Source organism: Paenibacillus sepulcri (assembly GCF_042647105.1).
Classification (GTDB): domain Bacteria; phylum Bacillota; class Bacilli; order Paenibacillales; family Paenibacillaceae; genus Paenibacillus_Z; species Paenibacillus_Z sepulcri.
Map to the genome: position 1 here is coordinate 7,232,605 of NZ_JBHRUP010000001.1, position 24,393 is coordinate 7,256,997.

General features: G+C 50.5%; 18 protein-coding genes and 2 pseudogenes. 19 read left to right on the top strand and 1 reads right to left on the bottom strand.

Annotated features, from left to right (window positions below):
* Positions 1–90: 90 nt before the first annotated feature.
* From ACFOLF_RS31475 to ACFOLF_RS31500, 6 genes are all read left to right on the top strand, one after another.
* On the top strand, positions 91–1,071 hold the full coding sequence (locus tag ACFOLF_RS31475) for an ABC transporter permease (RefSeq protein ID WP_210039495.1): 981 nt from the start codon (positions 91–93) through the stop codon (positions 1,069–1,071).
* Between the two features lie 15 nt (positions 1,072–1,086).
* A complete protein-coding gene (locus tag ACFOLF_RS31480; RefSeq protein WP_210039494.1) occupies positions 1,087–1,986 on the top strand; it encodes a carbohydrate ABC transporter permease in 900 nt (299 codons plus the stop codon).
* A gap of 224 nt (positions 1,987–2,210) precedes the next feature.
* Positions 2,211–3,851, top strand: coding sequence for an extracellular solute-binding protein (locus tag ACFOLF_RS31485; protein ID WP_210039493.1), 1,641 nt, complete (start codon positions 2,211–2,213; stop codon positions 3,849–3,851).
* 169 nt (positions 3,852–4,020) lie between these two features.
* A complete protein-coding gene (locus tag ACFOLF_RS31490) occupies positions 4,021–6,234 on the top strand; it encodes a helix-turn-helix domain-containing protein (protein WP_210039492.1) in 2,214 nt (737 codons plus the stop codon).
* A gap of 125 nt (positions 6,235–6,359) precedes the next feature.
* Positions 6,360–7,403: a glycoside hydrolase family 18 protein gene (locus ACFOLF_RS31495; RefSeq protein WP_210039649.1), complete on the top strand. Its 1,044-nt coding sequence runs from the start codon at positions 6,360–6,362 to the stop codon at positions 7,401–7,403.
* 67 nt (positions 7,404–7,470) lie between these two features.
* The gene (locus ACFOLF_RS31500; protein WP_210039491.1) at positions 7,471–8,343 is read left to right on the top strand and encodes a sugar phosphate isomerase/epimerase family protein; all 873 of its coding nucleotides are present in this window, start codon (positions 7,471–7,473) and stop codon (positions 8,341–8,343) included.
* A 115-nt stretch (positions 8,344–8,458) separates the two neighbouring features.
* On the opposite strand, the pseudogene ACFOLF_RS31505 reads toward ACFOLF_RS31500, so the two are convergent.
* Positions 8,459–8,632 (bottom strand): annotated as a pseudogene (locus ACFOLF_RS31505) (arginase family protein); the annotation flags it as partial.
* Between the two features lie 48 nt (positions 8,633–8,680).
* Between ACFOLF_RS31505 and ACFOLF_RS31510 the strand changes: the two are divergent.
* The 13 genes and pseudogenes from ACFOLF_RS31510 to ACFOLF_RS31570 all read left to right on the top strand — a co-directional run bounded on the left by ACFOLF_RS31510 (position 8,681) and on the right by ACFOLF_RS31570 (position 24,381).
* A pseudogene (locus ACFOLF_RS31510) lies at positions 8,681–8,935 on the top strand (winged helix-turn-helix transcriptional regulator).
* 194 nt (positions 8,936–9,129) lie between these two features.
* Complete coding sequence (locus tag ACFOLF_RS31515) at positions 9,130–11,457, top strand: helix-turn-helix domain-containing protein (RefSeq protein WP_210039490.1); 2,328 nt, start codon at positions 9,130–9,132, stop codon at positions 11,455–11,457.
* A 418-nt stretch (positions 11,458–11,875) separates the two neighbouring features.
* The gene (locus ACFOLF_RS31520; protein WP_210039489.1) at positions 11,876–12,706 is read left to right on the top strand and encodes an ABC transporter permease; all 831 of its coding nucleotides are present in this window, start codon (positions 11,876–11,878) and stop codon (positions 12,704–12,706) included.
* A 1-nt stretch (position 12,707) separates the two neighbouring features.
* Positions 12,708–13,583, top strand: coding sequence for a carbohydrate ABC transporter permease (locus ACFOLF_RS31525; RefSeq protein ID WP_210039488.1), 876 nt, complete (start codon positions 12,708–12,710; stop codon positions 13,581–13,583).
* A gap of 49 nt (positions 13,584–13,632) precedes the next feature.
* Positions 13,633–15,183: an extracellular solute-binding protein gene (locus ACFOLF_RS31530; RefSeq protein WP_210039487.1), complete on the top strand. Its 1,551-nt coding sequence runs from the start codon at positions 13,633–13,635 to the stop codon at positions 15,181–15,183.
* A gap of 77 nt (positions 15,184–15,260) precedes the next feature.
* The gene (locus tag ACFOLF_RS31535) at positions 15,261–16,139 is read left to right on the top strand and encodes an MBL fold metallo-hydrolase (protein ID WP_210039486.1); all 879 of its coding nucleotides are present in this window, start codon (positions 15,261–15,263) and stop codon (positions 16,137–16,139) included.
* 37 nt (positions 16,140–16,176) lie between these two features.
* Entirely contained in the window at positions 16,177–16,914 is a 738-nt protein-coding gene (locus ACFOLF_RS31540; RefSeq protein ID WP_210039485.1) for a tyrosine-protein phosphatase, read from the top strand.
* 133 nt (positions 16,915–17,047) lie between these two features.
* Positions 17,048–17,839 carry an endonuclease/exonuclease/phosphatase family protein gene (locus ACFOLF_RS31545; RefSeq protein ID WP_210039484.1) on the top strand — a complete coding sequence of 264 codons (792 nt, stop codon included), beginning with the start codon at positions 17,048–17,050 and terminating at the stop codon, positions 17,837–17,839.
* A 419-nt stretch (positions 17,840–18,258) separates the two neighbouring features.
* The gene (locus tag ACFOLF_RS31550) at positions 18,259–20,499 is read left to right on the top strand and encodes a helix-turn-helix transcriptional regulator (RefSeq protein WP_210039483.1); all 2,241 of its coding nucleotides are present in this window, start codon (positions 18,259–18,261) and stop codon (positions 20,497–20,499) included.
* Positions 20,500–20,999: 500 nt separating this feature from the next.
* A complete protein-coding gene (locus tag ACFOLF_RS31555; protein ID WP_379113078.1) occupies positions 21,000–22,055 on the top strand; it encodes an amidohydrolase family protein in 1,056 nt (351 codons plus the stop codon).
* An 18-nt stretch (positions 22,056–22,073) separates the two neighbouring features.
* Positions 22,074–22,469: a Rieske (2Fe-2S) protein gene (locus tag ACFOLF_RS31560; protein ID WP_210039481.1), complete on the top strand. Its 396-nt coding sequence runs from the start codon at positions 22,074–22,076 to the stop codon at positions 22,467–22,469.
* Between the two features lie 25 nt (positions 22,470–22,494).
* Positions 22,495–23,469, top strand: a complete 975-nt coding sequence (locus ACFOLF_RS31565) for an ABC transporter permease (protein WP_210039480.1) — start codon at positions 22,495–22,497, stop codon at positions 23,467–23,469.
* A 12-nt stretch (positions 23,470–23,481) separates the two neighbouring features.
* Positions 23,482–24,381 carry a carbohydrate ABC transporter permease gene (locus tag ACFOLF_RS31570; RefSeq protein WP_210039479.1) on the top strand — a complete coding sequence of 300 codons (900 nt, stop codon included), beginning with the start codon at positions 23,482–23,484 and terminating at the stop codon, positions 24,379–24,381.
* Positions 24,382–24,393 lie beyond the last annotated feature (12 nt).

Consider the following 24,393-nt stretch of genomic DNA (forward strand, 5'->3'; position numbering starts at 1 on the left):
CTTTAAAAGAGAGTTCCGGAAACAAAAAAAGATAAATAATGATGGTTTATGTAAAGTATTATGACACAATACGCATAAGGAGTGACATGAATGAGTCAAGTTACAGAAAGCATACCCGCACAGATGAAGCTCCAGAAAGGAATGAATCCGCCCAAACGCAAAAAAGAGCATCCTTTCATTAAAAGCATCAAAAAACATTGGGAGCTCTATTTATTGGTGCTGCCTCCGGTAGTGTATCTATTAATCTTTAAGTACATTCCCATGGTGGGCGTGCAAATCGCCTTCAAAGACTTTAGTGTGGTTAAAGGCATTTGGGGGAGCCCGTGGGTCGGCTTCAAGCACTTTGAAGCCTTCTTCAACTCTCCTAACTTCTGGCTGCTTATCAAAAACACAATTGGAATCAGCTTCTATTCCTTGCTGGCCGGTTTTCCGGTTCCGATCCTGCTCGCTCTAGCTTTGAACGAAATTCGCACGGGTTATTTCAAAAAGACGGTGCAGATGGTAACGTACGCCCCGCATTTTATCTCAACGGTCGTTATGGTATCCATTATTATTCTGATGCTGTCTCCTCACGTAGGGATAGTAGACAGGCTGTTCTCCTTTTTTGGATTCTCGATGACCAACTTTATGGGCATTCCGGAATATTTCAAATCCATCTATGTATGGTCGGGTGTGTGGCAGGGGATGGGCTATTCTTCCATTATTTATATCGCGGCACTGGCAGGGGTGGACCCTGCCCTATATGAAGCCGCCCGGATAGACGGGGCTTCCCGGCTCAAGAAGATCTGGCATATCGATATTCCGAGCCTTATCCCGGTGACCGTCATTATGCTTATTTTGAGCCTTGGCAGCATTATGGGAGTCGGCTTCGAGAAAATTTATTTGATGCAAAATCCGTTGAATACGAGTGCTTCTGAGGTTATTTCGACTTATGTGTACAAAGTGGGTCTGATCGGGGCGAACTTCAGCTTTTCCTCGGCTGTAGGGTTGTTTAACTCCATCATTAACCTGATTCTGCTTATCCTTGTCAATGCCGTTTCCCGAAGAGTCTCTAAGAACAGCCTGTGGTAAAGGAGGGGGATATTTATGTTTAAACGAAATCAGATCAAGGATCCGCTTGGCGACCGCATCTTCATGGGTTTCAACTATGTATTTCTGATTATTGTGCTGTTGGTCGTCTTTTACCCGCTGCTCTATATTGTCAGCTCCTCCTTCAGTTCCTCCCGGGCGGTCACGTCGGGGCAGGTCTGGCTGTTTCCGGTCGATTTAAACTTCAAGGCGTATGTTTCTATTTTTAAAAGCTCGCAGCTGATGCTGGGTTTCTACAATACGATCATCTACACCGTCGTTGGGACTTTGATCAATGTGGCGCTGACCGTTATGCTGGCGTATCCCTTGGCCCGCAAGACGTTTTATGGCCGGAGCGGTATTATGATCCTTATGATGATCACGATGTTCTTCGACGGAGGTCTCATTCCGACCTACCTGCTCATGAAGGATATTCATTTGCTGGATACGCGATGGGCGATGTGGCTGCCTGGAGCACTGGCTGTATTCCAGGTCATCGTGGCGAAAACGTTCTTCCAGTCTTCGATTCCGGAGGAGCTGGGGGAGGCGGCGGAAGTGGATGGCTGCCGGGATACCCGGTTTTTGGTCAGCGTCGTTCTTCCGTTATCGAAGCCGATCCTGGCCGTCATGACCCTGATGTATGCGGTCGGCCACTGGAATGCTTACTTCGATGCGCTGATTTATCTGCGGTCCGAGAATTTGTTCCCGCTGCAATATGTGCTGCGCAATCTGCTGATCCTGAACGCCGCCGATCCGGCGATGTTGGCCAATACGAGCCAGCAAATCCGCGATCAGGGGTTCGAGCAGGTGCTTAAATACGCATTGATCGTTGTAGCCAGTATCCCTGTTCTCATCATGTACCCGTTCGTTCAAAGGCATTTTGTCAAAGGGGTTATGGTGGGCTCCCTGAAAGGATAGAACATCCGTGGTATCCACCACGATCCACAAAAACGGCTTGAAGGGAGGTGCGGGGAGCGTCGTGGATTTCGGGAAGGGATTAATAGCGTACATTAACATGAGTGTATGCCGCGTTACAAGGTGAAACGGCTTCAGCCGTCCTTTGGCGGCGAGGCGCGTTTCATTTCGGCAAAGTATGGCGGAAATTCATACTTTCTTCTATTTTACAAAAGGAGGAGTCAGGTTTGAGAAAATCTTGGATTTCGATGCTGCTGGTAATCATGGCTGCGGTTTCAGTGCTCACTGCTTGCAGTACATCAGAGGAGAAAAATACAGAAAGCAGCAGCGGAAGCGGGGAAAGCGCCGGCCCCGTAACGATGACCTTCTTTGCTCCGCAGGGCAAGGCCCCTATGGAAGACAACGACTTCACGAAATTTATCGAAGAGAAGTTTGACGTTAAGCTGAAATGGGATCTGGCTCCAACAGACGCGCTGCAGGATCGCAGGCAATTGCTGCTCGCGAGCGGTGACTATCCCGAAGTGTTCCTTCACGGCAAGTTCACAACCTCGGATCTCCAGACTTACGGGAAACAGGGAGTTTTCCTCCCGCTGAACGATTTGATTGCCAAGTATGGACCGAACCTTACGAAGATAATGGAAGAGAAGCCGTATTTCAAAGAGGCAATCACCGCACCGGACGGCAACATCTATGCGCTGCCTATATTCAATGAATGCTACCACTGTACGTATGCGCAGAAATACTGGATCAACACAGAGTGGCTCGACAAGGTGGGCCTTGCAATGCCGACGACGACGGATGAGCTGTACACGGTGCTTAAGGCGTTCAAGGAAAAGGACCCGAACGGCAACGGCAAGGCGGATGAAATCCCGCTCACCGGCGCACCGAACAAATATGTATGGAACGGGAGTATTGATGCTTATTTGATGAATAGCTTCATCTATAATGACAACGATAAGTATTTGATCGTCAAGGACGGGAAAGTGGAGTTTGCAGCCAACCAGGAGGGTTGGAAGAAGGGACTGGAATACATGAACAAGCTGTATGCGGCAGGTCTGGTTGATCCCGCTTCATTCACGCAGAACGATCAGGCGGTTTCGCAGCTGGGCAGGAAGGAAGGCGATGAAATCGTCGGTTCCATTACAACGGCGCTCGTCAGCTATTTGGTTGATACGTATGACAAGAAGCTTACCCGCCATCAGCACTGGGACATTGTGCCTCCATTGAAAGGGCCGGACGGCGTGCAAACGACCGGCGTCACGCAAAGCGTAGGGGAATTCGAATTCGCGATCACCAACAAAGCTTCGGAAGAACAGCAGATAGCCGCAATTAAAATTGTCGATTACATGTTCAGCGAAGAAGGCGCCCTGTATGCGGAATATGGGCCAACGGAAGGAAAAGGCTGGAAATTAGCCAGTGCGGATGAGAAGAACATCAACGGCGAACCAGCCAAATACACGTACTATAATCTTCCGGAACGCGATCCGAACGTCATAGTCAACGAGAGCTGGTCGCAAATCGGAGCGCATGACTTGTCCAACACGTTCCGCAACCTGTTTGCAGAAGGACAGGATCCTTTATCGGCGGAAGGCTACGGCACGCGTCTGGCGCAGGCAACCAATGTCTACAAGCCGTTTGCTCCGCAAGAGGCGTACCCTTCGAATGTATTTATTCGCCCGGAGGACACCGAATCGGCAGCGCAGCTGACCACGGCAGTGAAGGATTACGTGCAAACCAACATGGCTCAGTTCATTATCGGCAGCAAGAGCATCGAGAAGGATTGGGATGCGTACGTAAAAGGCTTCGACGGCTTGGGCCTTGGCAATTATCTTGATATCTATCAGCGTGCGATTGAGAAAACCCAGTAGCAACACAACGTTTGTTCACAAGGGCTGCTCTGCCTGTCAGACATGACGCGGAGCAGTCTTCTCTTTTGACAACCCCACTTCATCCTATATAATAAAATGGATCAAAATTAGCGGCCTGGTCAGAGGGTTGTCGTCTTACGAATAAACAGTGGTGGGGGGCACTTCGGAGATGAACAACAATTGGTTTAGACGTTTGCTGCTATCTTATCTGCCTGTCTTTTTTATTGTGACAACGATTTTGTTTATTATCTTTTTCCAGGTATTCAATGAACAGAACCGGAAAGAAGCGCTGAAGGCGAATGAGTTCCTGGCATCGCAGGTCATGCAATATTTGGATAATTCATTGCGCTCCATTGATTTTAAAGTGCTGCGTGAAATCTTGACGAATTCCAGCCTGAAGAACTATTTTGCGGTATCCGGCAGCCATGACGTGTATGCCGGCATTCAGGCTGTTCAGGTGATTGATGATTTAAAAATAGATTTTCCATTAATTGATTCGATTTATTTGGTGCGCTATACGGACGACACGGTATTCAGCAACGGCAAGGGGGTCCCGATCGGGGAGTTTCCGGATGCGGCGTTCATCGGGGAGAGCCGTGCCGCGAACAGCCAGAAGTGGGTGGGGTCCAGAGATTTCAAAGCCTTCGATGAGGCAGCGCAGCCGGCCAAGCATGTCATTACGCTGGTCCGCAGTGTGGGGAGCGGCCAAGGTCTTATAGTGGTTAATGTCGATTTGCAGACGCTGCGCAAATCTATTATGCAGATGTACGATCCGGAATTTACATTCGTAAATGTATTCAACCGGTCCGGCGATAGTTTATGGGAGAATAATAGGACGGGCCGTGATAACGCAAGCCTTGCTTCAGGCGAAGTGTTCTCCGAATTCACATCAGGCTACAGCGGCTGGAAAGTAGAAACGGGTCTTAATAATGGCAAGATCATTAAATTTGCGCTGAAGTTTTATGATATTTGGTTTGCTTTTGCGGTGGCAGTCGTGTTCATCGGGGTGATATGGGTAATCTATGTGACCCGAAGAAACTATAAGCCGATAGAGCAGATTGTGACGCTGATCCAGACCGTCTCCTCCCAGACACAGCTGGGTCCTGTGAAGGAAAATGAGTTTCGCTTTATCCAGAACACGCTGGAGCGTATGATTGATCAAACGAGGCAATATCAGGAGGAATACGAAGAGAATCTGCTTTTGCAAAAAAAATATTTCTTCCAGGAGCTGCTGGAAGGCGCGCGGGAGTTCGCCGACAGTGATTTGCAGTCGGAAATGAGGAAGTTCAACCTCCCGGAGCTTGCGGACAGGTGGACTGTGGCAGTGGTGGAGATTGACCGCTACCCGCAATTTGCAGCAGACTATCATGAGCAGGACCAATCTCTGCTCAAGTTCGTACTAATCAGCATTCTGCAGGAAAACACGCGGCAGGAGGGGAATGAGGTATGGGCGGAATGGATTTCAGACCGCCGGCTGTATGCGATCCTGTGGCTTCCTGAAACGATGCAGCCGGAAGAGGTTGAACATCAGGTGCTTTCCGGGTATCTTGATAGGGTAGAGCAGTATCTCAATTTCACCGTCACGATCGGAATGGGTCAGGCTGCGACTGACCTGCGCGGTCTCAGATCCTCCTTGAAGGGAGCGGTTCGAGCCCTTGATTACAAAGCGGTTCTGGGGGTGGGCCAAATCATCTGGTTCGCGGATGTGCCGGATTCCAAAAATGATGTCTACGAGCTCTTGAAGACGATCTCTCTCCTGGTACAGGCTATGCGGGTATCCGACGAAATCTGGGAGAAGCATTTTGACCGGTTGTTTGCACAGATCACGGCATCCGTGTTGTCCCGTCAGGAAATGATCAATACGGTTCAATTGTTGTTCCAGCAATATAAACGCGAGTTCGCGGAGCTGCCCCGCGAATATCTGGAGTTATGGACCGCGCTGCTCGGCCGCCTGCTTAACCAGCTGGACGATTGGGAAACGGCGGATGACCTCCGGCTGCTTTGCTGGGAAACGTTCCGGGAGCTGGCCCAGCAGATGCAGACGCTGCGCTATGCCAAGAAACATCGGACGCATATTTTGCGAATCCGCAAATATGTCGAGGAAAACTATCATAATCCCGAGCTTTCACTGAACTACTTGAGCAATCTGTTTGATATCAATCCGAAATATTTGAGCAAGCTGTTCAAGGACGAGATCGGAGAGAAGTTCGTGGACCTGCTGATCACCCACCGCATCGAGAAGGCCAAGCAGTTGATGATGGAGACGGATAAGCCGATTCAGGAGATCAGCGAGGAAGTAGGCTACACGAATTACAACTCCTTCAATCGGGCGTTTAAGAATGTGGTCGGCATCGCTCCGAGCGATTACAGAAAGGCCATATAAAAGTCAAACCCATGGGGAGAGTCTGCAAGAGGATTACAAAAACGCTTCGATTCCCGCTCAGGCAAGGGATTAGCAGTAGGAAAGCGGCGTCATAGGAAACCATTTGAGAAAGGGAGGAACGGATGATGAGTCAGAAGTTTATTGTGGGGTATGCGGGCGACCGGGCGCTTCCTGACATCACGGCAGATGCAGCCGGGAAGCTGACCCATCTGAATGTCGCGTTCGGGCATGTGGAGCAGGATGAAATTCGCATTGGCCATCTGAAGCAACTTGACAGTCTGGACCGGTTGAAGGGCGATCATCCAAAACTGCAGATTCTATTATCTGTCGGAGGCTGGAGCGCGGGCGGCTTCTCCGAAGCGGCCTCCACGCAGGAAGGCAGGGAGCGGATGGCCCGGTCGGCGGTTGAGGTGCTGGAGCGCGGTTCTTTTGACGGAATCGACCTCGACTGGGAGTATCCGTGTTATGCCGTGGCCGGGATCGCGGCGTCCCCGAATGACAAAGTAAACTTTACGCTGCTATTGAAGGAAATCAGAGCGGCGCTCGACCGCAAAGCGGCTGAGGATGGCCGGCATTACTTGCTGACGATTGCTGCGGGGGCGGATCAGTATTACCTCGACGGCACGCAGATGGATCAAGTCCAGCAATATCTGGATTACGTGCAGCTCATGACCTATGATATGCGCGGCGGTTTCCAGACCTTGACGGGCCATCATACGAATCTGTATGCATCGACAGGGGATTTATTCCGGATCAGCGCGGATGCCTCTGTCCGCATGTTCGAGAAGGCGGGCGTCCCCCGCGATAAATTGGTGATTGGAGCCGCGTTCTATTCCCGGATGTGGAAGGATGTTCCGAACCATAACTGCGGTCTGCATCAGATGACTGGCGGGCCGGGAGGATATGGTCCCGATTATACGAATCTGGCAGCGGACTATATGAATAAGAACGGGTACACGCGCTATTGGGATGATGAGGCGAAAGCGTCGTACCTGTTTGACGGGACTTCGTTTATCACGTATGAGGATGAGGAATCCATTCATCACAAATGCAGCTATGTCAACAATGAGGGGCTAGCCGGCATCATGTTCTGGGAATACGGATGCGACACGACGTTGACACTCCTGAACGCTATAAGCAAGGAATTCACGCGTGGCAACCAATCATGATCAACCCGCGTCGTTGTCGCCTGGCCGTGAGTAGTTCATACGAAAATATAATCTGGGAGCTGAGAAAATGAAAGTAGGCCTTAGCACGTATAGTTTGTTAAATGATTTGAAATCCGGCGAAATGACCGTTCTGGACGTCATCGACTGGATTGCCGGGAATGGCGGCGAGCATATGGAAATGGTTCCCTACGGGTACACGGTGGAGGATAATCCTGAACTTGCTGACGCCATTCGCGAGCGGGCAAAGTCCGCAGGCATTGAACTGTCCAACTACTCTATGCCCGCGAATTTTGTTCAAGAGACAGAGGACGCTTTCGAAGGGGAAATGGCCCGGGTCAAACGGCATGTAGATGTGGTGCACCGAATGGGCATGACCCATATGCGCCATGACGTAACGGCATTTACGCTGCCGCAGGAGAAAATGACGATAGCCTGGTTCGAGGACAGCCTGCCCCTGATCGTCAAGGGGAGCCGGATCATTGCCGATTATGCCGCACAGTTCGGCATTACGACCACGATCGAAAATCACGGCTTCAGTGTACAGGCGAGCGACCGTGTCCAACGGGTTCTGCATGCGGTGGATCGCCCCAACTTCAAGACAACGCTCGATATCGGCAATTTCATGTGCGTGGATGAGAACCCGGTTATCGGAGTGATGAAGAATCTGCCGTATGCGTCTCTGGTTCATTTCAAAGATTTCTATTTCCGCCCCTACGACGAGCATCCGGGCGAAGGGGAATGGTTCAGAACGGCGCATGGCAATTTCCTGCGCGGAGCAATCGTCGGGCACGGCGACATCCCGATCCGGAAAATTGTCAAGCTCGTCAAGGATTCCGGATACGACGGCAGCATTACAATAGAGTTCGAAGGCATGGAGGAATGCAAGGCAGCGTCCAAGATCGCGATGGACAACCTGCGGCGTTTTTGGGAGGAGGCATAGGGGAGTCTGAAAAGAAATTCCCCATGCTCAGGCAGCCAGCAAGCCCGGAATCTGAATTGGTCCCGGGCTTGCTGCACCAAAGACAACCGCTTTTATCGCAATCTCCTCGCCCTTTATTTAAAATAGGAATTTCTCCAAGCAGTTTCTTCAGGTTGATTGAATCCCACGGCATATGCTCCGTTATACCAAATCCAACTACATCTGTTTCTTCAGACCGTACTTTAATCAGCTTCATTAGTTGAGGCATTTGCATTGTTCCCGGAGGAGAAAGATCGTAAGGCGTTTTAGGGTAGTACGCACTTTATTGACAGGTACTACCAGAAAGGATAGCGCAAATATGAGTATGGCTGAATATAAAGGTAAAGTTAAAAATATTCAAGATACACCTTTTGGCTATACAGTTTATAGGAGCTATTACTTATAAAACATTGAGTTCACAACTAAAAGAATTGGAAGCGGATGGTCTGGTGAATCGCAAAGAGTATCCTCAAGTTCCACCTAAAGTCGTGACAGTCTCACGGATACAGCGGAAACATTATTACCCGTTTTGGAAGAGTTATGTGAGTGGGGAGTAAAAAACCAAAATAATTGAAAGGGGATTTGCAATTCCTTCTTAAACAGGTGACACTACGATAACAATTGATTGGTATTATACGTCCGGGAAGCGTCAAGCTCGTCCGTTTATTTAGCCTGCCTTGAATTGCGGTCAGACCGACAGCAAAATATGACTAAGCACTGAGGCGCCAATTATCGTTAAAGGAGGAGGGCGCTATCAACTCCTGGTTTTTGAGTCGAATTATCCGGGCAGGGAGGAAGCGGACAGAACGCGGACGGCTTTTTCGCAAAAATCTTGCGATCGTCCTGTTCATCTCCAGCCTGCCGATGGCGTTGATTGCCGTCAGCACGTACCTGATCAGCGCGAGACAAATCGAGCGGGAAGTCGATTATACGCACCAGCTGAGACTGATCCAGACGGCGGAGCAGCTCAATGAGCAATTCTCTCAAGTGGAAATCATTGCGAACCAGTATGCGCAGCAGGATTTGTTTCAGAATCAGCTGAACGAGGATTCGTATAACGATAATTTTCGTCTGGCGCAAAATATGTTCGAGCTGCTTACGCGCCTCAACTCCGCCGACCGGATGATCAAGCGGGTTCAGCTGTACGTCAAACGGAACAACGCGCTGATCTCGCCCTATCAAGGCGCGATGGCCATTACGGACCGGCAGGAGCAGGAGAAGTATGCCGCGCTGCTGCGGTCCGGCGACGGGTTCTTCTGGAAATTCGGCGTTACTTCGGACCGCGGGGCTCCGCTGTCTTCGATGACGCTCATTCACAAGCTGCCGGTGATCAGTGCGAATCCGTACGGCGCGTTCATTATCGATCTTGATCCCGAGGAAATGAACAGCCTTCTGCGCGTATTAAATCCCGAGAATTCGGGAGCGGCGTTTATTTTGAACGACAGCATGAATTGGGTCGCAAACGGCGCGTCGAAGGAGACGGAGATCAGCCCCCTTGCCGCCGCATTGCGGGAGGAGATTGCGAAGGGGAAAATAGGCGAAGCGTTCAAGTTCGACTGGGACGGTCAAAAGTATGCGGTAGGGCAGTATGAGATGTCCAAGGTCGGCTTGACATTCGTGACGGCGACGCCGCTTAGTCTGCTGAGCCGGCCAATCATCATTACGTCCCGGCTGATGCTTGCTGCCAGCTTCTTCGGACTGATCATCGCATTCCTGTTATCCTGGGTCGCGACGAATCAGCTGTACCGGCCGATCAGCAGGATCGTCGGACTGTTTCGCGGCAGGCGGATCGGAGCGGGACCGCACGACAGCCGGGACGAGCTTGCATTTATCGAGAAGCAGTGGCGGCATCTGACGTACGAGAGCCGGGAGTTCCAGACGCGGTTCGAGAACAGCCTGCCGGCGCTCCGCAATGCATTCTTGATTCAGTTCGTGGATGGGCATTATTATTCCATGTCGGAGCAGGAAATCCGGGAGCGGATGGAATCGTACGGTTGGGATGTCGATGGCAGGAGCTTTTCGTTCTCCACCATCGAGCTGTTCGATCTGGCCGGCCGGGAGAGCGGATTTTCCGAGGGGGACAAGCAGTCGGTGGCCTTCGCCGCGGCCAACATCGTGGAGGAGCTGGTGCGCAGCCGGGACGTGGAGGTGAGTGTCGTCAGCTTCCAGGGCATGCTGCTGGGCGTGTTTTTATCCTTCGCGTGCGACGGGGACAAGGAACGGACGAAGACGAAGCTTATGCAGCTTTCCGAAGACATCATCCACTATCTGCACACGATGCTGAAGGTGAATGTGACGATTGGCGCGGGGAAGCTGACCGACCAGCTGAAGTCGATTCCGGATTTGTACGCGCAGGCGAGGAAGGCGCACAGATACCGCGACCTGGAGGCGGTCAATCAGATTCTCGATTTGGACGGCTGGTCGGATATCGAATACGACGGTTTTACTTATCCGGTCACGGCCGAGAAGGAGATTTTGCAGGCCTTGCGGATGGGCGGAATTGAGGAAACGATGCGCCTGATCGAAGCGTTCATTGCGGAGCTTCATCATAATTCCACCAAGGAATTTTACGTATTGCAGGGGATGCATCAACTGCTGGGCAGCATTCACCATACGCTGATCCAATCCGGCTGCAATCTTCACGAGATTTACGGCGGCGTCAATCTGTACGAGGAGCTCGCCGGGCTGCGCAATTTGGGGGAGGTTCTGACATGGTGCCGCTCCAGGCTGATCGAGCCGTATATGCAGTGGGTCGAGGAGACGCAGGGGATCAAGCTGAAGCAGCTGGTGGAGAAGGTGGTCACGGTCATTCACCGCGATTATATGACGGACATTACGCTTGAGTCATGCGCCGATTTGCAGGGCACCTATATGAAAAAGCTGAGCCTCGGCTTCAAGCAGATTACGGGCATGAATTTTATCGATTATTTGACCAAGGTTCGCCTGGACAAGGCGAAGGAGCTGCTGCGGGAGACCGACAGCAAGATCCACGACATCGCCGAGCAGGTTGGCTACCAGCCGTCGTATTTTACGCGCATCTTCAAAAAGTACGAAGGAAAGACGCCTGGCCAGTACCGCGGCGCGTTGGGACAATAAACGGATCACAACTAAAAACTGCGGGCTGGCTTGTGGGCAGCCTGCGGTTTTTTGTTTTTATTGACCGTTCTCCCGCCGCGCCGGGAGCTGTCGGAAGCGGCTTGCCGCTCCATACCTGTTTTTCCGGCAATGGGACAAATATTCTGTTGGAATTGTAAAGGCGAAGAGGGGGTCAAAACCCGCATAACAGAGGGCTTCCCGGGCGAGAACGGCGGGGAAAATATGTCTCATTGCCGGAAACAGTGCCTCTGCTTACAATAAACCCGATGAAAGGAGGAGAGGCGCGATCAACGATTCAAATTCAATATCTAACGCAGCCGGGCAGGCTCAGCAAAGTAAGACGAGCCGGAAAATTGTCCTCAGCCGGATCGTTCGCGAACGGCAGCTGATTGTACTCGCTCTTCCGGGGCTGGCATTTATGATTCTGTTTAAATACGTGCCGCTGTGGGGCTTGATTATCGCCTTTATGGATTACTCGCCTTATTTGGGAATTCTGCACAGCGAGTGGGTGGGACTGGAGCATTTCCGGCGATTTTTCGCGGACTCGGATTTTATCGTTCTGTTTCGGAACACGATGGGAATCAACCTGCTCAGTCTGATCTTCTTCTTCCCGCTGCCAATCGTCCTGTCGCTGCTGTTGAATGAAGTGCGGAACAACGTGTTCAAACGTATCGTGCAGTCAATTGTGTACCTTCCGCATTTTCTGTCATGGGTGATTATTGCCGGGCTGTGCTTCCTGCTGCTCGGTTCGGAGGGCGTGATCAACAGGCTGATCATGGCTTCAGGCATGCAGCCGGTCGACTTTCTGACCAATCCCAAGCTGTTCTGGGTCGTGCTTACGGCGCAATCGATATGGAAGGAAGCGGGATGGGGCACGATTATCTTCCTCGCGGCGATCGCGGGGATCGATCCGGGACTGTACGAGGCGGCGAAGATCGACGGCGCAGGCCGGCTGCGGCAGGCGTGGCATATTACGCTGCCGGCCATCCGCAATGTCATCGTCATCCTGTTCATCCTGCGGATAGGCCATATCATGGACGTCGGATTCGAGCAGGTGTACCTGATGGCGAACGGAGCCGTCGCCGATGTGGCGGATGTATTCGATACGTATGTATACCGGCTGGGCATCCAGCAGAGCCAGTTCAGCTTCACATCGGCCGTCGGCATGTTCAAATCCGTGATCGGATTCATCTTGGTGATCGTCGCCAACAGCTTGTCCAAGCGTTTCGGGGAGGAGGGTGTGTACTAAGATGAGAGAGCTATGGGGAAGCAGGGCGTTCAACGCGGGCAATCTGATCGTGCTTGCCGTCCTTGCGGTGGTTACGATATTCCCGATCTATTACGTGTTCGTCATTTCCTTCGTCACCCCGGAGCAATATTACCGCGGCGGCCTTATCCTGTTTCCGGAGAGGTGGACGCTCGATTCCTACCGGTATCTGCTTTCGACCGGCGCTTTTGTCAGAGCGGCGGGAGTCAGCGCGTTTCTCATGGCGGCGGGGACGGCGTGCAGCCTGGTGGTGACCTCATCGTTTGCCTATGCGCTGTCCCGCAAGCGGATGCCGGGCAGAAAGGCGCTGCTGCTGCTCGTACTGCTGACCACGCTGCTCAATCCGGGCATCATTCCGCAATATTTGCTGGTCCGCGATCTTGGATTGGTGAACAGCTTGTGGTCGCTCATCATTCCTTCGCTCACCAGCGGTTGGTATATTTTCCTGATGAAAGGGTTCTTCGACAGCGTGCCGGCCAGCCTCGAAGAGGCGGCGAAAATCGACGGCAGCTCGGACATCGGCGTATGGGCGAAAATTATTCTGCCGCTCTCGCTTCCGTCGATCGCCGCAGTCGGCCTGTTTTATGCGGTGGGCTACTGGAACACGTTTTTTAACGCGGTCCTGTATATCAACGACGCCGGCAAATACCCGCTGCAGGTGCTCCTCCAGAACATGCTGATCGACTCGTCTACGGCCATGGGAGGCGACGCGTCCGAGCTGAGCCTGCAGAAGCGGATGCCCCCGGAAATGCTGAAGATGGCTGCCGTTATTGTGGCGACCGTGCCGATCCTGTTCGTCTATCCGTTCCTGCAGAAGCATTTTACCAAAGGCGTCATGCTGGGCTCGGTAAAGGAATAGCCCGCAAGCCTTTTATTATAAATGAGATTCAATACTAAGGAGGATATTCATGAAATTGATGGGAAAGAAATGGCTGCTTCCGCTTCTGGCGCTTGTGCTGGCTGCGGCGGGCTGCGGCAAGGAAGCTGCGAATGACGCAGCTTCTGGCTCCACCGCTTCAGGTGCTGCTGCTACGGATGCTTCGCAAGAGATCACCGAAATATCCGTCATGTCGCCGTACTATCAGCCTGAGCCGTTTACCGACGATAACGTGATCAAGAAGGAATACGAGAAGCGTACGAACATGAAAATGGACGTAACCCTCATCTCCAGCAACAATTACGAGGAGAAGGCCAACGTCACGCTGGCATCCGGAGACATTCCGGATCTGATGGTGCTGACGGACCCCTTCACGCCGAACGTGCTTACCATGATGGAGCAGGGCGCCTTCTGGGATCTTACGCCTTACATCAAGGACTACCCTAATCTGTCGGCTTACCCGCCGGACGTATGGAACAATACGAAGGTCAAGGGCAAGAACTACATGATCCCGCGGGTGCGCGCGCTGGACGGCGACAGCTTCCCGATCATCCGTCAGGATTGGCTGGACAAGCTCGGGCTGCCGGTGCCGCAGACGCTGGACGATTTTTATAACGTGATGAAGGCTTTCACGGAGAAGGACCCGGACGGCGACGGACAGCAGGATACGTACGGGTTTACGGGGAGCGTAGACTCGGATTCGATGGGCAACTTTGTCATTTTCCAGAACCTGTTCAACAATTCCAACGGCAAATGGAAGCTGGACGGCGACAAGCTCGTCGATACCGATCTGCTGCCGGGCACCCGCGATATGCTGGTGTATCTGAACAAGGCGTTCGCCGAGGGATTGATTCCGAAGGATTTTGCCATTATGAAGACGTCGCAGCACGAGGATCAATTGAAATCCAACAAGGCGGGCAGCTTCAACAACACGCTCAACAATATCAACAACATCGGAGTCGATCTGGTCAAGATAGCGCCTGATGCGCAATTGATGTCGCCGCTGTATATGATCAGCCCGAACGAAGCGAAAATGTCGATTCGGGGCACGGGGATGACCGGCGGACTGGTCATTCCGAAGAAGACCGTTTCCGAGGAGAAGCTGAAGAAGATACTGGCCATGCTGGACTACGGCTCTTCACCGGACGGGCTGATGCTGAAGAAGGGGCTGCTTGGCGTTCACATCAAGGAAGCCGAGTGCGGATACGAGGATTTGCCGCAGAAGAAGACCGACAACTTCGGCGACATCGGTCAAATTTTCAACGGATACGACAAGTACGGCCGTGTGCCTGCGGCGGGATCGTTCGTCACCTGCAAGCAGTATGCGGATATGCAGAAGCTTATCGATGACCGCGAGCAGTACAGCATAGGCAGCCCTGCCGTCGGCTTGCAGAGCGAAACGTTTAATCAAGTGGGACCGGAGTTTATGAAGAAGATTCAGGACTTGAAAATCCAGGTCATCATGGGCAAGCAGCCGATCGAGGCATGGGACAAGCATGTGAATGAATTGAAGGCGGATACCAGGTACCAGCAGATCATCACGGAAATGAATGCGGCTTATAACGAACGCTTCGCCAAATAAAGGCGCCCGCCGCGCCGCCTGCCGCTTGAGGATGCAGGCGGCTTGCGGCGGACGCCGCTTCGTGGAGGACCAAGCGAATGAACATGACATTTCTGGGGACGGGCGCAGCCGAAGGCGCGCCGTCATACTTCTGCCGCTGCCAGTTGTGCAGCAGAATCAGGGAGACGGGCGGCCCCAATATCCGCAGCCGTTCCTCGTTTCGCATCGATGCGCAGCATCAGATCGATTTTAGCCCGGATATTTTCTATCAGATGACCAAGCTCGGACTTGATATGTTCGATTTGGAGCATCTGCTCGTCACGCATACCCATAAGGATCATTTTGACGTCGGGGAGATCATGTCCAAGCTGAACCGTATCGAGCATAACCATAAGCCGCTGCATATCTACTTGAGCGAGCCCGCGGCCGAGTGGAGCGGGAAATTGCTCGACGTGTACGGTCTGGACGCGGCTCCCGGCAGGTCGGACTGGGGCGGCCGGTTTATCATTCACCCGCTTCGTTATTTCGAAAGCTATGAGGCCGGCAGGCTGAGGGTAACGACCGTGCCCGGCAATCATTACGCCATGGGCCGGAACGAAATGGCCATCAATTATCTCATTGCTCTGCCGGACGGCAGGAAGCTGCTGTATGCATCGGATACCGGCTGGTACACCGAGGAGACGTGGCGGTTTCTTGAGGGAAAGTCGGTGGATTTGCTCATTATGGAGTGCACGTTCGGCAATCGCGAAGGATATCCGAAATATGCAGACTCCCATCTGGACATTCCCAATTATGTGCTGATGCTTGAGCGCATGAAGGAGATCGGACTAGTGAACGAGCGGACGCCTGTATGGGCGTCGCATATTAATACGGCCCATCAATTGCTGCACGACGAGATGCAGGAGGAATTCGACCGCACCGGTCACCGTGTCGTCGTTGCGTATGACGGGCTGTCCATCGACGAAGAGGGCGCTTGATGTGCAATATGAATCTCAATAAAGGCGGTTATCATTCATGGATATGCAAACGGCAGATCAACAGCGCATTCTTCAAATAGAAGGCGCCTACAATGTGAGGGATCTCGGCGGGTATAAGACGAAGGAAGGCAGGACGACCCGCTGGGGCTTGCTGTACAGAGCGGACGGCCTGCATGGGCTTAGCGAGAAAAGCCGACAAAACCTCGTGAACAGAGGGGTCTGCACGGTCATTGACCTGAGGTACAGCAGCGAGCTGGCCGAGCAGCGGGACGTATTCGCCGATTCGGGAGATGCGGCCTACCATAACATCAGTCTGATTCATGCCGATCAGGGCGACTATCTGCGCAGCCTGGGAGAGCTCTATATTGACATTATTGAAGGCTCCCGGGAACCGATGCTTCGCGTATTCTCGCTCCTGGCCAGCTCCACCGGGAGCGGGGCGACTTTGTTTCACTGCAAGGCGGGCAAGGACCGCACCGGCATAGTCGCGGCTCTGCTGCTAGATCTGGCAGGCGTGCCGCACGAGATCATCGCGGAGGATTACGCCCTCACGGCCGTATGTCTCGCCCCCTTGATGGAGGAACTGCGCAAAGGCCGTCCAATGACGGTGAGCCCGGAACAGTACGAAATTCATCTCGGTTCTCCTCCGGACAATATGATCGTGCTGCTGAACCATATAAAGTCGGCCTACGGGGATGCCGAGGGCTACTTGCTGTCGATCGGTCTGAAGACCGAACAGATTCAGGCGCTGAAGCAGCGGATGATTGAAGACTGAAGACTCGCAAAAGGCTGGTGAAGAAGTTGCGGAAAAGTCGGCAGGGGAGTTGGAACAGCGAGTGGAATACCCTGTCGACCGCAGGTAACTGATCTTTCGCTGGGTTTGTATAAAAAAGGAGAAGTGATATCAGATGGAAATGACAGTGATGACATTCAACCTGCGGACAAGTACGGCGAGCGACGGCGACCATGCCTGGGTCTACCGCTGCGACAAGGCAGCCCGAATGATTCGCGAGCATGCTCCTGCCATCCTCGGGACGCAGGAAACCCGCGCTCATATGCTGGAGGAGCTGCGGCTTGATGAATACGACTGGGTCGGAGCGGGACGCCGCGGGGGCAATGAGGACGAGCATTGCGCGATCTTCTATAAGAAGGACGAGCTCGAGCTCATCGAGGACCATACCTTCTGGCTGTCGGAGAATCCCGAAGTGGAATCCAGCAAAGGCTGGGACAGCTCACTGCCTCGCATCTGTACGTGGGCACATATCCGTCATAAGGCAGATGGTACCGAATTCCTCGTGTTCAATACGCACCTGGATCACAAAGGCCGGACGGCGAGAGTGAAAGGGATCGAGCTGATCTGGAGCCGAATTCGCGAAGTCCGCGCCCGGAAGCAGCTTCCAGCGATGCTGATGGGCGATTTCAATTCGACGCCGGATGAGCTCGTCGTGCAGATCATGCGCGGAGAAGTCCCTGCGGCGGACGGCATGGTAGAGATGAAGGACGTATATGCGGCCATAGACGGCCCGATCGGCACTTCGGCCAACCATCAATTCTCCGGTAATCTGGAGGGAGGCGTGATCGATTATATTTTCGTTACTCCCGAGGTGGAGGTGCTCTCCGCCGAGATTGACCGCCGCCGGATCGACGGCATATTTCCTTCGGATCATTATCCGGTAACGGCGCGTCTGCAAATTACGTAAATGGTATTTATTGTTAATCATTTTTTTTAAGCAGATCGCATTTTGCAGTCTCCTTGGTTTGTTTTTGGTCCGGCAGCTAGTCAGCGCCTGGGACCATAAATCATACCAAGGGGCTTTTTTTTTCTCAAACCTTGTAGTCGTGCATAATAGAATGCTGCCCGCTCAATAAAGGGGGATCATGGTCAAATGCGGGAGAGCTGAGCCTTTCCAGGGTATGGCCGCTGGAGTCAGCTTGATGTTAGCCGCCCCATCCCCCGGTACGATTAATAAGGGAAACGAACGTTTTTAAGCCGCCGTAGAACTTTATTTTCGGCGGTAAAATGAACTTGACGGTAGGCAAGCTGAAGAATACCATGAGAGTGGGACATATTGGAAATCGTAGTTGCAGTGATAAATTTAGTTATGGGGAGGAGATGAACATGAAAAATACCAGATCTTGGTTTTACAAAATGCTATTTTCTTACCTTCCTGCGTTTTTCTTGCTGTCTTGTGTATTGTTCTTGATCAGCTTTCTGGCAATTAGTGAAAATATTAAAAAAACGACAGTTAAATCCACTTATGTATTCAGCGAACAGGTTAGCCAGGTCTTGGAGAATTTTTTGCAGCCGATTGAAAGAATGGTGACTAAAGACATATTGGTTGATACCACCTTCATCCAATATTTCAAAGATCACAAATATGGAACATATGAAAATTATGAAATTGTTCAAAAATTAAGAAGTCTTTCATTGGATTTTCCGGATATTGACTCCGTTTATGTTTTTCGTCAAGCCGACCATATGGTATTGAGTGAAAATATGTATTCGGATTTTAATCAGTTCGCTGACAAGGATTTCATCTTATTGCAGTTAAATCAGAATCTGAATGCTTCCTGGTCGGAGAAACGAATGTACTACGACCAGAAAGCAAGAAAATCCAGCGAAGTCGTGTCACTGGTAAGAAAAGTTCCCTTTCTGACCGGAGATCAGGGGATCGTTGTCGTGAACATAAGCGTGAGTACGATTCGAAGCTTGGTTATGAATATGTCCAGCCACAATATCAATTTTGTCAATCTGTACGATAGAGCAGGAAGTCTGATTTTCAGCACGGCGGTTGAACAAGGCAAGGAAGATACCGCCAAAGGCAAAGAAATCGTAAAAGTAAAATCCGATTTTACCAATTGGATAATAAGCAGTGGAATTAAAAACGCGGAAAGCTTTAGTTTCTTTTCGGGCTTTGCTTATTTTTGGGTCGCTACCTGCTTTTTAACGTTGCTGGTCGGCGTACTCTGGATTGTTTATGTGACCCGAAAAAACTACAAGCCTATCGAATCGATTATGAATCGGATCAATGAGTTCTTCCTCAATAAGAACTATGATATTTTTGGAAAAGGCAAACCGGACGAAATGAGATTTATCTCTATGGCCATCGATAATCTTCTGGAACAATCCAATATTTTTCAAAACCAATACGCCGAAGATCTTATTCACATACGCCGGCATCTCTTTATGGAGCTGATGAGCGGGCATCGCGCTTTTACGCTTGAAGAATGGAAAACGAACATGAGACGGCTTGGGCAGGAAAAAAACTTTGATGAGGTATCCTTCGGCATATTAGAGATTGATAAATATCCAGAATTTTCAGTCCAGTATTCGGATCGGGACCAATATTTGCTTAAATTTGTCATTCAGAGCATGGTTAATGAAATGGCTCAGAATCATTTCATCTCTATATGGTGCGAGTGGATTACCCATTCAAGGTTGGGCATTTTATATTTCTTGAACAATAAGCATGAACAATTTGAAGAGCAATTGAGCAGCTCCATCCCGCAAATGTGCGGCACAGCGATTGCCTGGGTCAATGATAATTTGGATTTTACGGTTACGATTGGCATGTCAGGCTACACTGACAATCTTGCTGATTTGCCCGGGCTGCTTGAAAAGGCATCGGATAATCTCAATTACAAAGCGATATTGGGGAATCAACGGGTTATTAACAGCTCGGATATTATTCTCAAACCCAAACAGGACATATTCACTCATTTACAGCTTGTCCATCAGATCGTCAAGGTTTATCGTATGGGTGAGGAATGGGACGCTTTATTCTTGCGTTTTTTTGAAGAAATGAAGATGGCCTTACTTTCGAGTAAGGATATAACAAGCTTAATGAATTACTTCATTTTTTATTTGGACAAAGAAATGAATGCGGTTTCATTGGAGGTTCAGAGCATTTGGACAAAAACCGCGTTGTCTGATTTGACCTTAATGCTGCAGAAAGTTGAGATGCTCGATGAGCTTCAAACCCGTACCCATCAAATCATGAAAGCATTCGAGATGGAGCTGCGTTCTCTGAGGGAAAGCAGGGCCAACTACCAACTGATTCACGAAGTTAAAAAATATATTGAAGAGTGTTATGCGAATCCCGATCTTTCCCTTGCTTATTTGAGCGATGAATTTAATATCAATTCCCGCGCTTTAAGCGAATTGTTTAAGAAAGAGTATGGGGAAAAATTCGTTGACTACCTGGTTCGAATTCGTTTGACTCGGGCTAAGGAGCTTCTGCAAAGTACGATGGAGCCCGTGCAGGATATCGCTGTAAAGGTTGGTTATGTGCATCCGTTTTCCTTTATTCGGGTATTTAAGAAAGTGGTTGGCATGACTCCTGGCGATTTCCGCAAATAAGGCGAGCCGTATCCTTTGTCTATTGACATATGATGATGGACGCTGCCTTCACATTATACCGGTCAAAGCTCAATTTCGTCTGGAAATTAAGGACGAATTGGGCTTTTTTTTCGTTGACGCGCGGTTTGCCTCCGGTGGGTTCGCTGCTGCGGCTTATCATGCACCAACGGGCATATGGACTGCTGTAATGGTGTATTACGCATGAATTGTGTATCGCGTGGCTGGACACTTTTGAGGATTATTCATGAGGAACGATGCTGCCGGCGGGTCAAGCAGGGAGCGGTGGTTATAAAATACTGTGCATTCAGCATAATTGTGGATCAGCACATGGTACTGCCGGGCCGCATAAGGGTGCATGGCCGGAAACATGTTTATTGCATTCGCATGTTCGTATGTTTACATTGTAGATGCATTCACACAAAATTCACAAATACAGGAAGGGACACTGAGCTCAGACGTTAACGATGAAGCAGATGAAGTCATTTAAGGAGGAAATTCAAGTGACAAAAGAGACTGCAGTGAAGAAAGGTATTATTGATTGTGATGTACATGTGTACCCCAAATCAAGAGAAGAATTGAACAAGTATTTGCCGCAGCCATGGCAGGACTGGTATCGTCCTCTGAGTCGCGCGTACGGCAATATTCAGGGAAACCGGAAGGATGCGGCGCCGCCGGGAGGCGGGGGAGCGGGCTCCGACCCCGATTTTTTGCGGGAGCAGCTTATAGATGAATACGATGTCGATTTCGCTATTTTGCTGCCTCGCGCTATGCTGAACAACCTGCCTGATCCCGATATGGCTTCGGCGGTAGCAGCAGCCTACAACGACTGGCTTGCCGACACGTGGCTGGACAAATACAATCATGACGGTAAATTTAAAGGCTCCTTATATATTGCCACTCAGGACCCCATCGGAGCTGCCAAAGAGATTGAGCGTTGGGCGGGACATCCGCATTTCGTGCAGGTCATGACTGATTCCGGCGCCCGCGCTCCGTTCGGTCAACGACAATATTATCCGATTTACGAAGCTTGCGAGAAATACGGGTTCCCGCTCGCTATCCATCCCGGTACCGACGGAATGGGCATCAATCATCAGCCGACTCCGGGTCATCCCAGCCGGTATATTGAATTCCATACCTGTTTGTCTCTTGCGTTCCAGGCGCATTTGGTCAGCTTCTTGACCGAGGGAGTGTTTGTTAAATTTCCCAACTTCAAGATTGTACTCGTGGAAGGCGGAGTTTCCTGGCTGCCTCCATTGATGTGGAGACTGGATGCGGAATATAAAGGACTGCGTTACGAGGTGCCATGGCTCGAAAAACGTCCAAGCGAATTTTTACGGGATCATGTCCGGTTGACCAGCCAGCCGATCGAGCGTCCTGATAATGATAAGTATTTGCTGACGCTGCTCGAAGCTATGGATGCAGAGCATATCCTGATGTTTGCCAGTGACTATCCTCACTGGGACTTTGATTCGCCCAGACGTGCTTTTCCGAAACTGCCGGATGAGCTGCAGCGGCGTATCTTCTTCGAGAACGCGAAGGCATTCTATAACTTATGAGTAAAGGAGCACTTGTTTATGGAACGTTTGGTGGTATGTAAAACAACTGAAATGGAGCCCGGTCAGCGGAAGATCGTCCAGGTTGGGGGGAGGTCTGTTGGCGTGTTCAACGCAAACGGCAGCTATTATGCCCTGCGCAACAGCTGCCCGCATCAAGGAGCGCCTTTATGCAAGGGCAGACTTACCGGGACGACTTTGCCATCTTTACCTGGCACCTACCGTTATGGGCGGGAGGGAGAAATACTCGCTTGCCCCTGGCATGGATGGGAATTTGATGTAACAACGGGCAAATCGCTCTTCAACCCCCACAAGTGTCTGGTAAAGAGTTATGATGTGGCGGTCGAGCCATTAGAGGAGAATCTCGAAACCTACCCGGTAGCCGTAGAAGAAGGTTTGGTCGTTCTATATGCGTAGCCGTCAAGCTTAAGGAGGAATTCAGGTGTCAAAACCTTGGGCGATCACTCGCGAAAACGGGAAATTAAGACATAAGAATGCCGCAAATTCAAGGCTTGCTGTATTCATTAAAGAATGCCGGAAATCGAAGCTTCTGCTCTTGTTTTTATTGCCGGCGTTTGTCTGGTATTTCATTTTTTATTACATCCCTATGTATGGCCTGACGATCGCATTCAAGGACTTTCAAATTATGGATGGTATATTGGGAAGCCCATGGATCGGTTTTGAGAATTTCAATCAGATGTTCCACACATACGAATTTATAAGAGTATTGAGAAATACGCTGATTATTAGCGGTTTGAAGCTCCTATTTGTTTACACGTCCGGCATCGTTCTGGCTCTTGTATTAAATGAGATATTTCATGACAAGTTTAAGAAAATCGTCCAAACGATCAGTTATCTGCCTCACTTTCTATCATGGGTGATTATCGGAAGCATCATGATCGAGCTGTTATCTCCCGTCAGCGGACTTGTGAACAATATCATTAAGGCGCTGGGCGGCAAGGCGATCTACTTTTTGGCCGATCCTAATTGGTTCATACCCGTACTGATCGTCTCGGATATTTGGCAAAGCGTCGGATGGGGCTCCATTATTTATCTGGCAGCTATTACTGGCGTGGATCCGCAAATTTATGAATCGGCAACCATAGACGGAGCGGGCAGGTTCACGAAAATCTGGCGTATTACGCTGCCTTCGATTATGAATGTCATTATTATTATGATGATATTTAATATTGGCAACCTGATGAATGCCGGCTTTGACCAGATTTTCAATCTGTATAATCCGAGAGTATATGAGGTCGGCGACATTATTGACACGTATGTATACCGCGTGGGCCTTACACAGATGAATTACAGCTTTTCCACGGCTGTGGGTTTATTCAAGAATGCGATCGGCTTAGCGCTGGTTCTCCTGGTGAATCGGGTCGCGAACAGATTCGGCCAAACCGGATTATGGTAGGAGGTGACGGAAATGCCCGTCGAAAGAAGAAAGCGCTTCACCGTGTTTGATTATTTCAACTACACAGCGCTTATCTTATTATGCGTTTCAATCATTTATCCGGTCGTATACTTGATTTGCTTGTCGTTAAGTACCCGTGAAGGGTTGGCCGCAGGCGGGACCAGTGCCACTGTATTATTGTGGCCGCAGGGATTTACTCCGGAGGCGTACACGGCATTTTTCAAGACAACCTTTATTTATACCGGTTATTTCTATACGATTTGCCGAACCGTAATCGGCACGATTGCAGGCGTATTTTTAATGGCGTTGACAGCCTATGCGCTTTCAAAAAAAATACCATTAAAAAAAACGTTCACCTTTTATTTCATTTTTACCATGTTTTTTACAGGCGGCTTGATCCCTACCTTTATCTTGATTAAAAGTTTGGGGTTATTGGATAATCCGCTGGTTTATATTCTGGCTCCTCCATTTTTATTCAACTCCTTCTTCATTCTGATTCTGCGGAACTTTTTTATGACGATTCCCGAGAGTCTGGATGAATCGGCCAAGATGGACGGGGCAAGCGATTGGAAAACCTTCTTTTATATTATTGTCCCCCTGTCGGGGCCGGCGATCGCGACAATCAGCCTATGGGTGGCCGTTGCGCATTGGAATTCATGGTTTGATTCACTGATCTATGTTCAGTCACTGGATAAACAAGTGATTCAGGTTCTGATTAGAAAGCTCGTTATTGAACAAAGCCAGATGTTGATGGCCAGCACAATCGGATTCGCCAATATGGATAGTGTTCCCACCGCAGAGAGCATCAAGGCGGCAGGGATCCTGATCACGATGATTCCCATTGTGTGCGTCTATCCGTTTATCCAAAAATACTTTGTCAAAGGAGTGGTTATGGGAGCGGTTAAAGGCTGATTCACATGACGA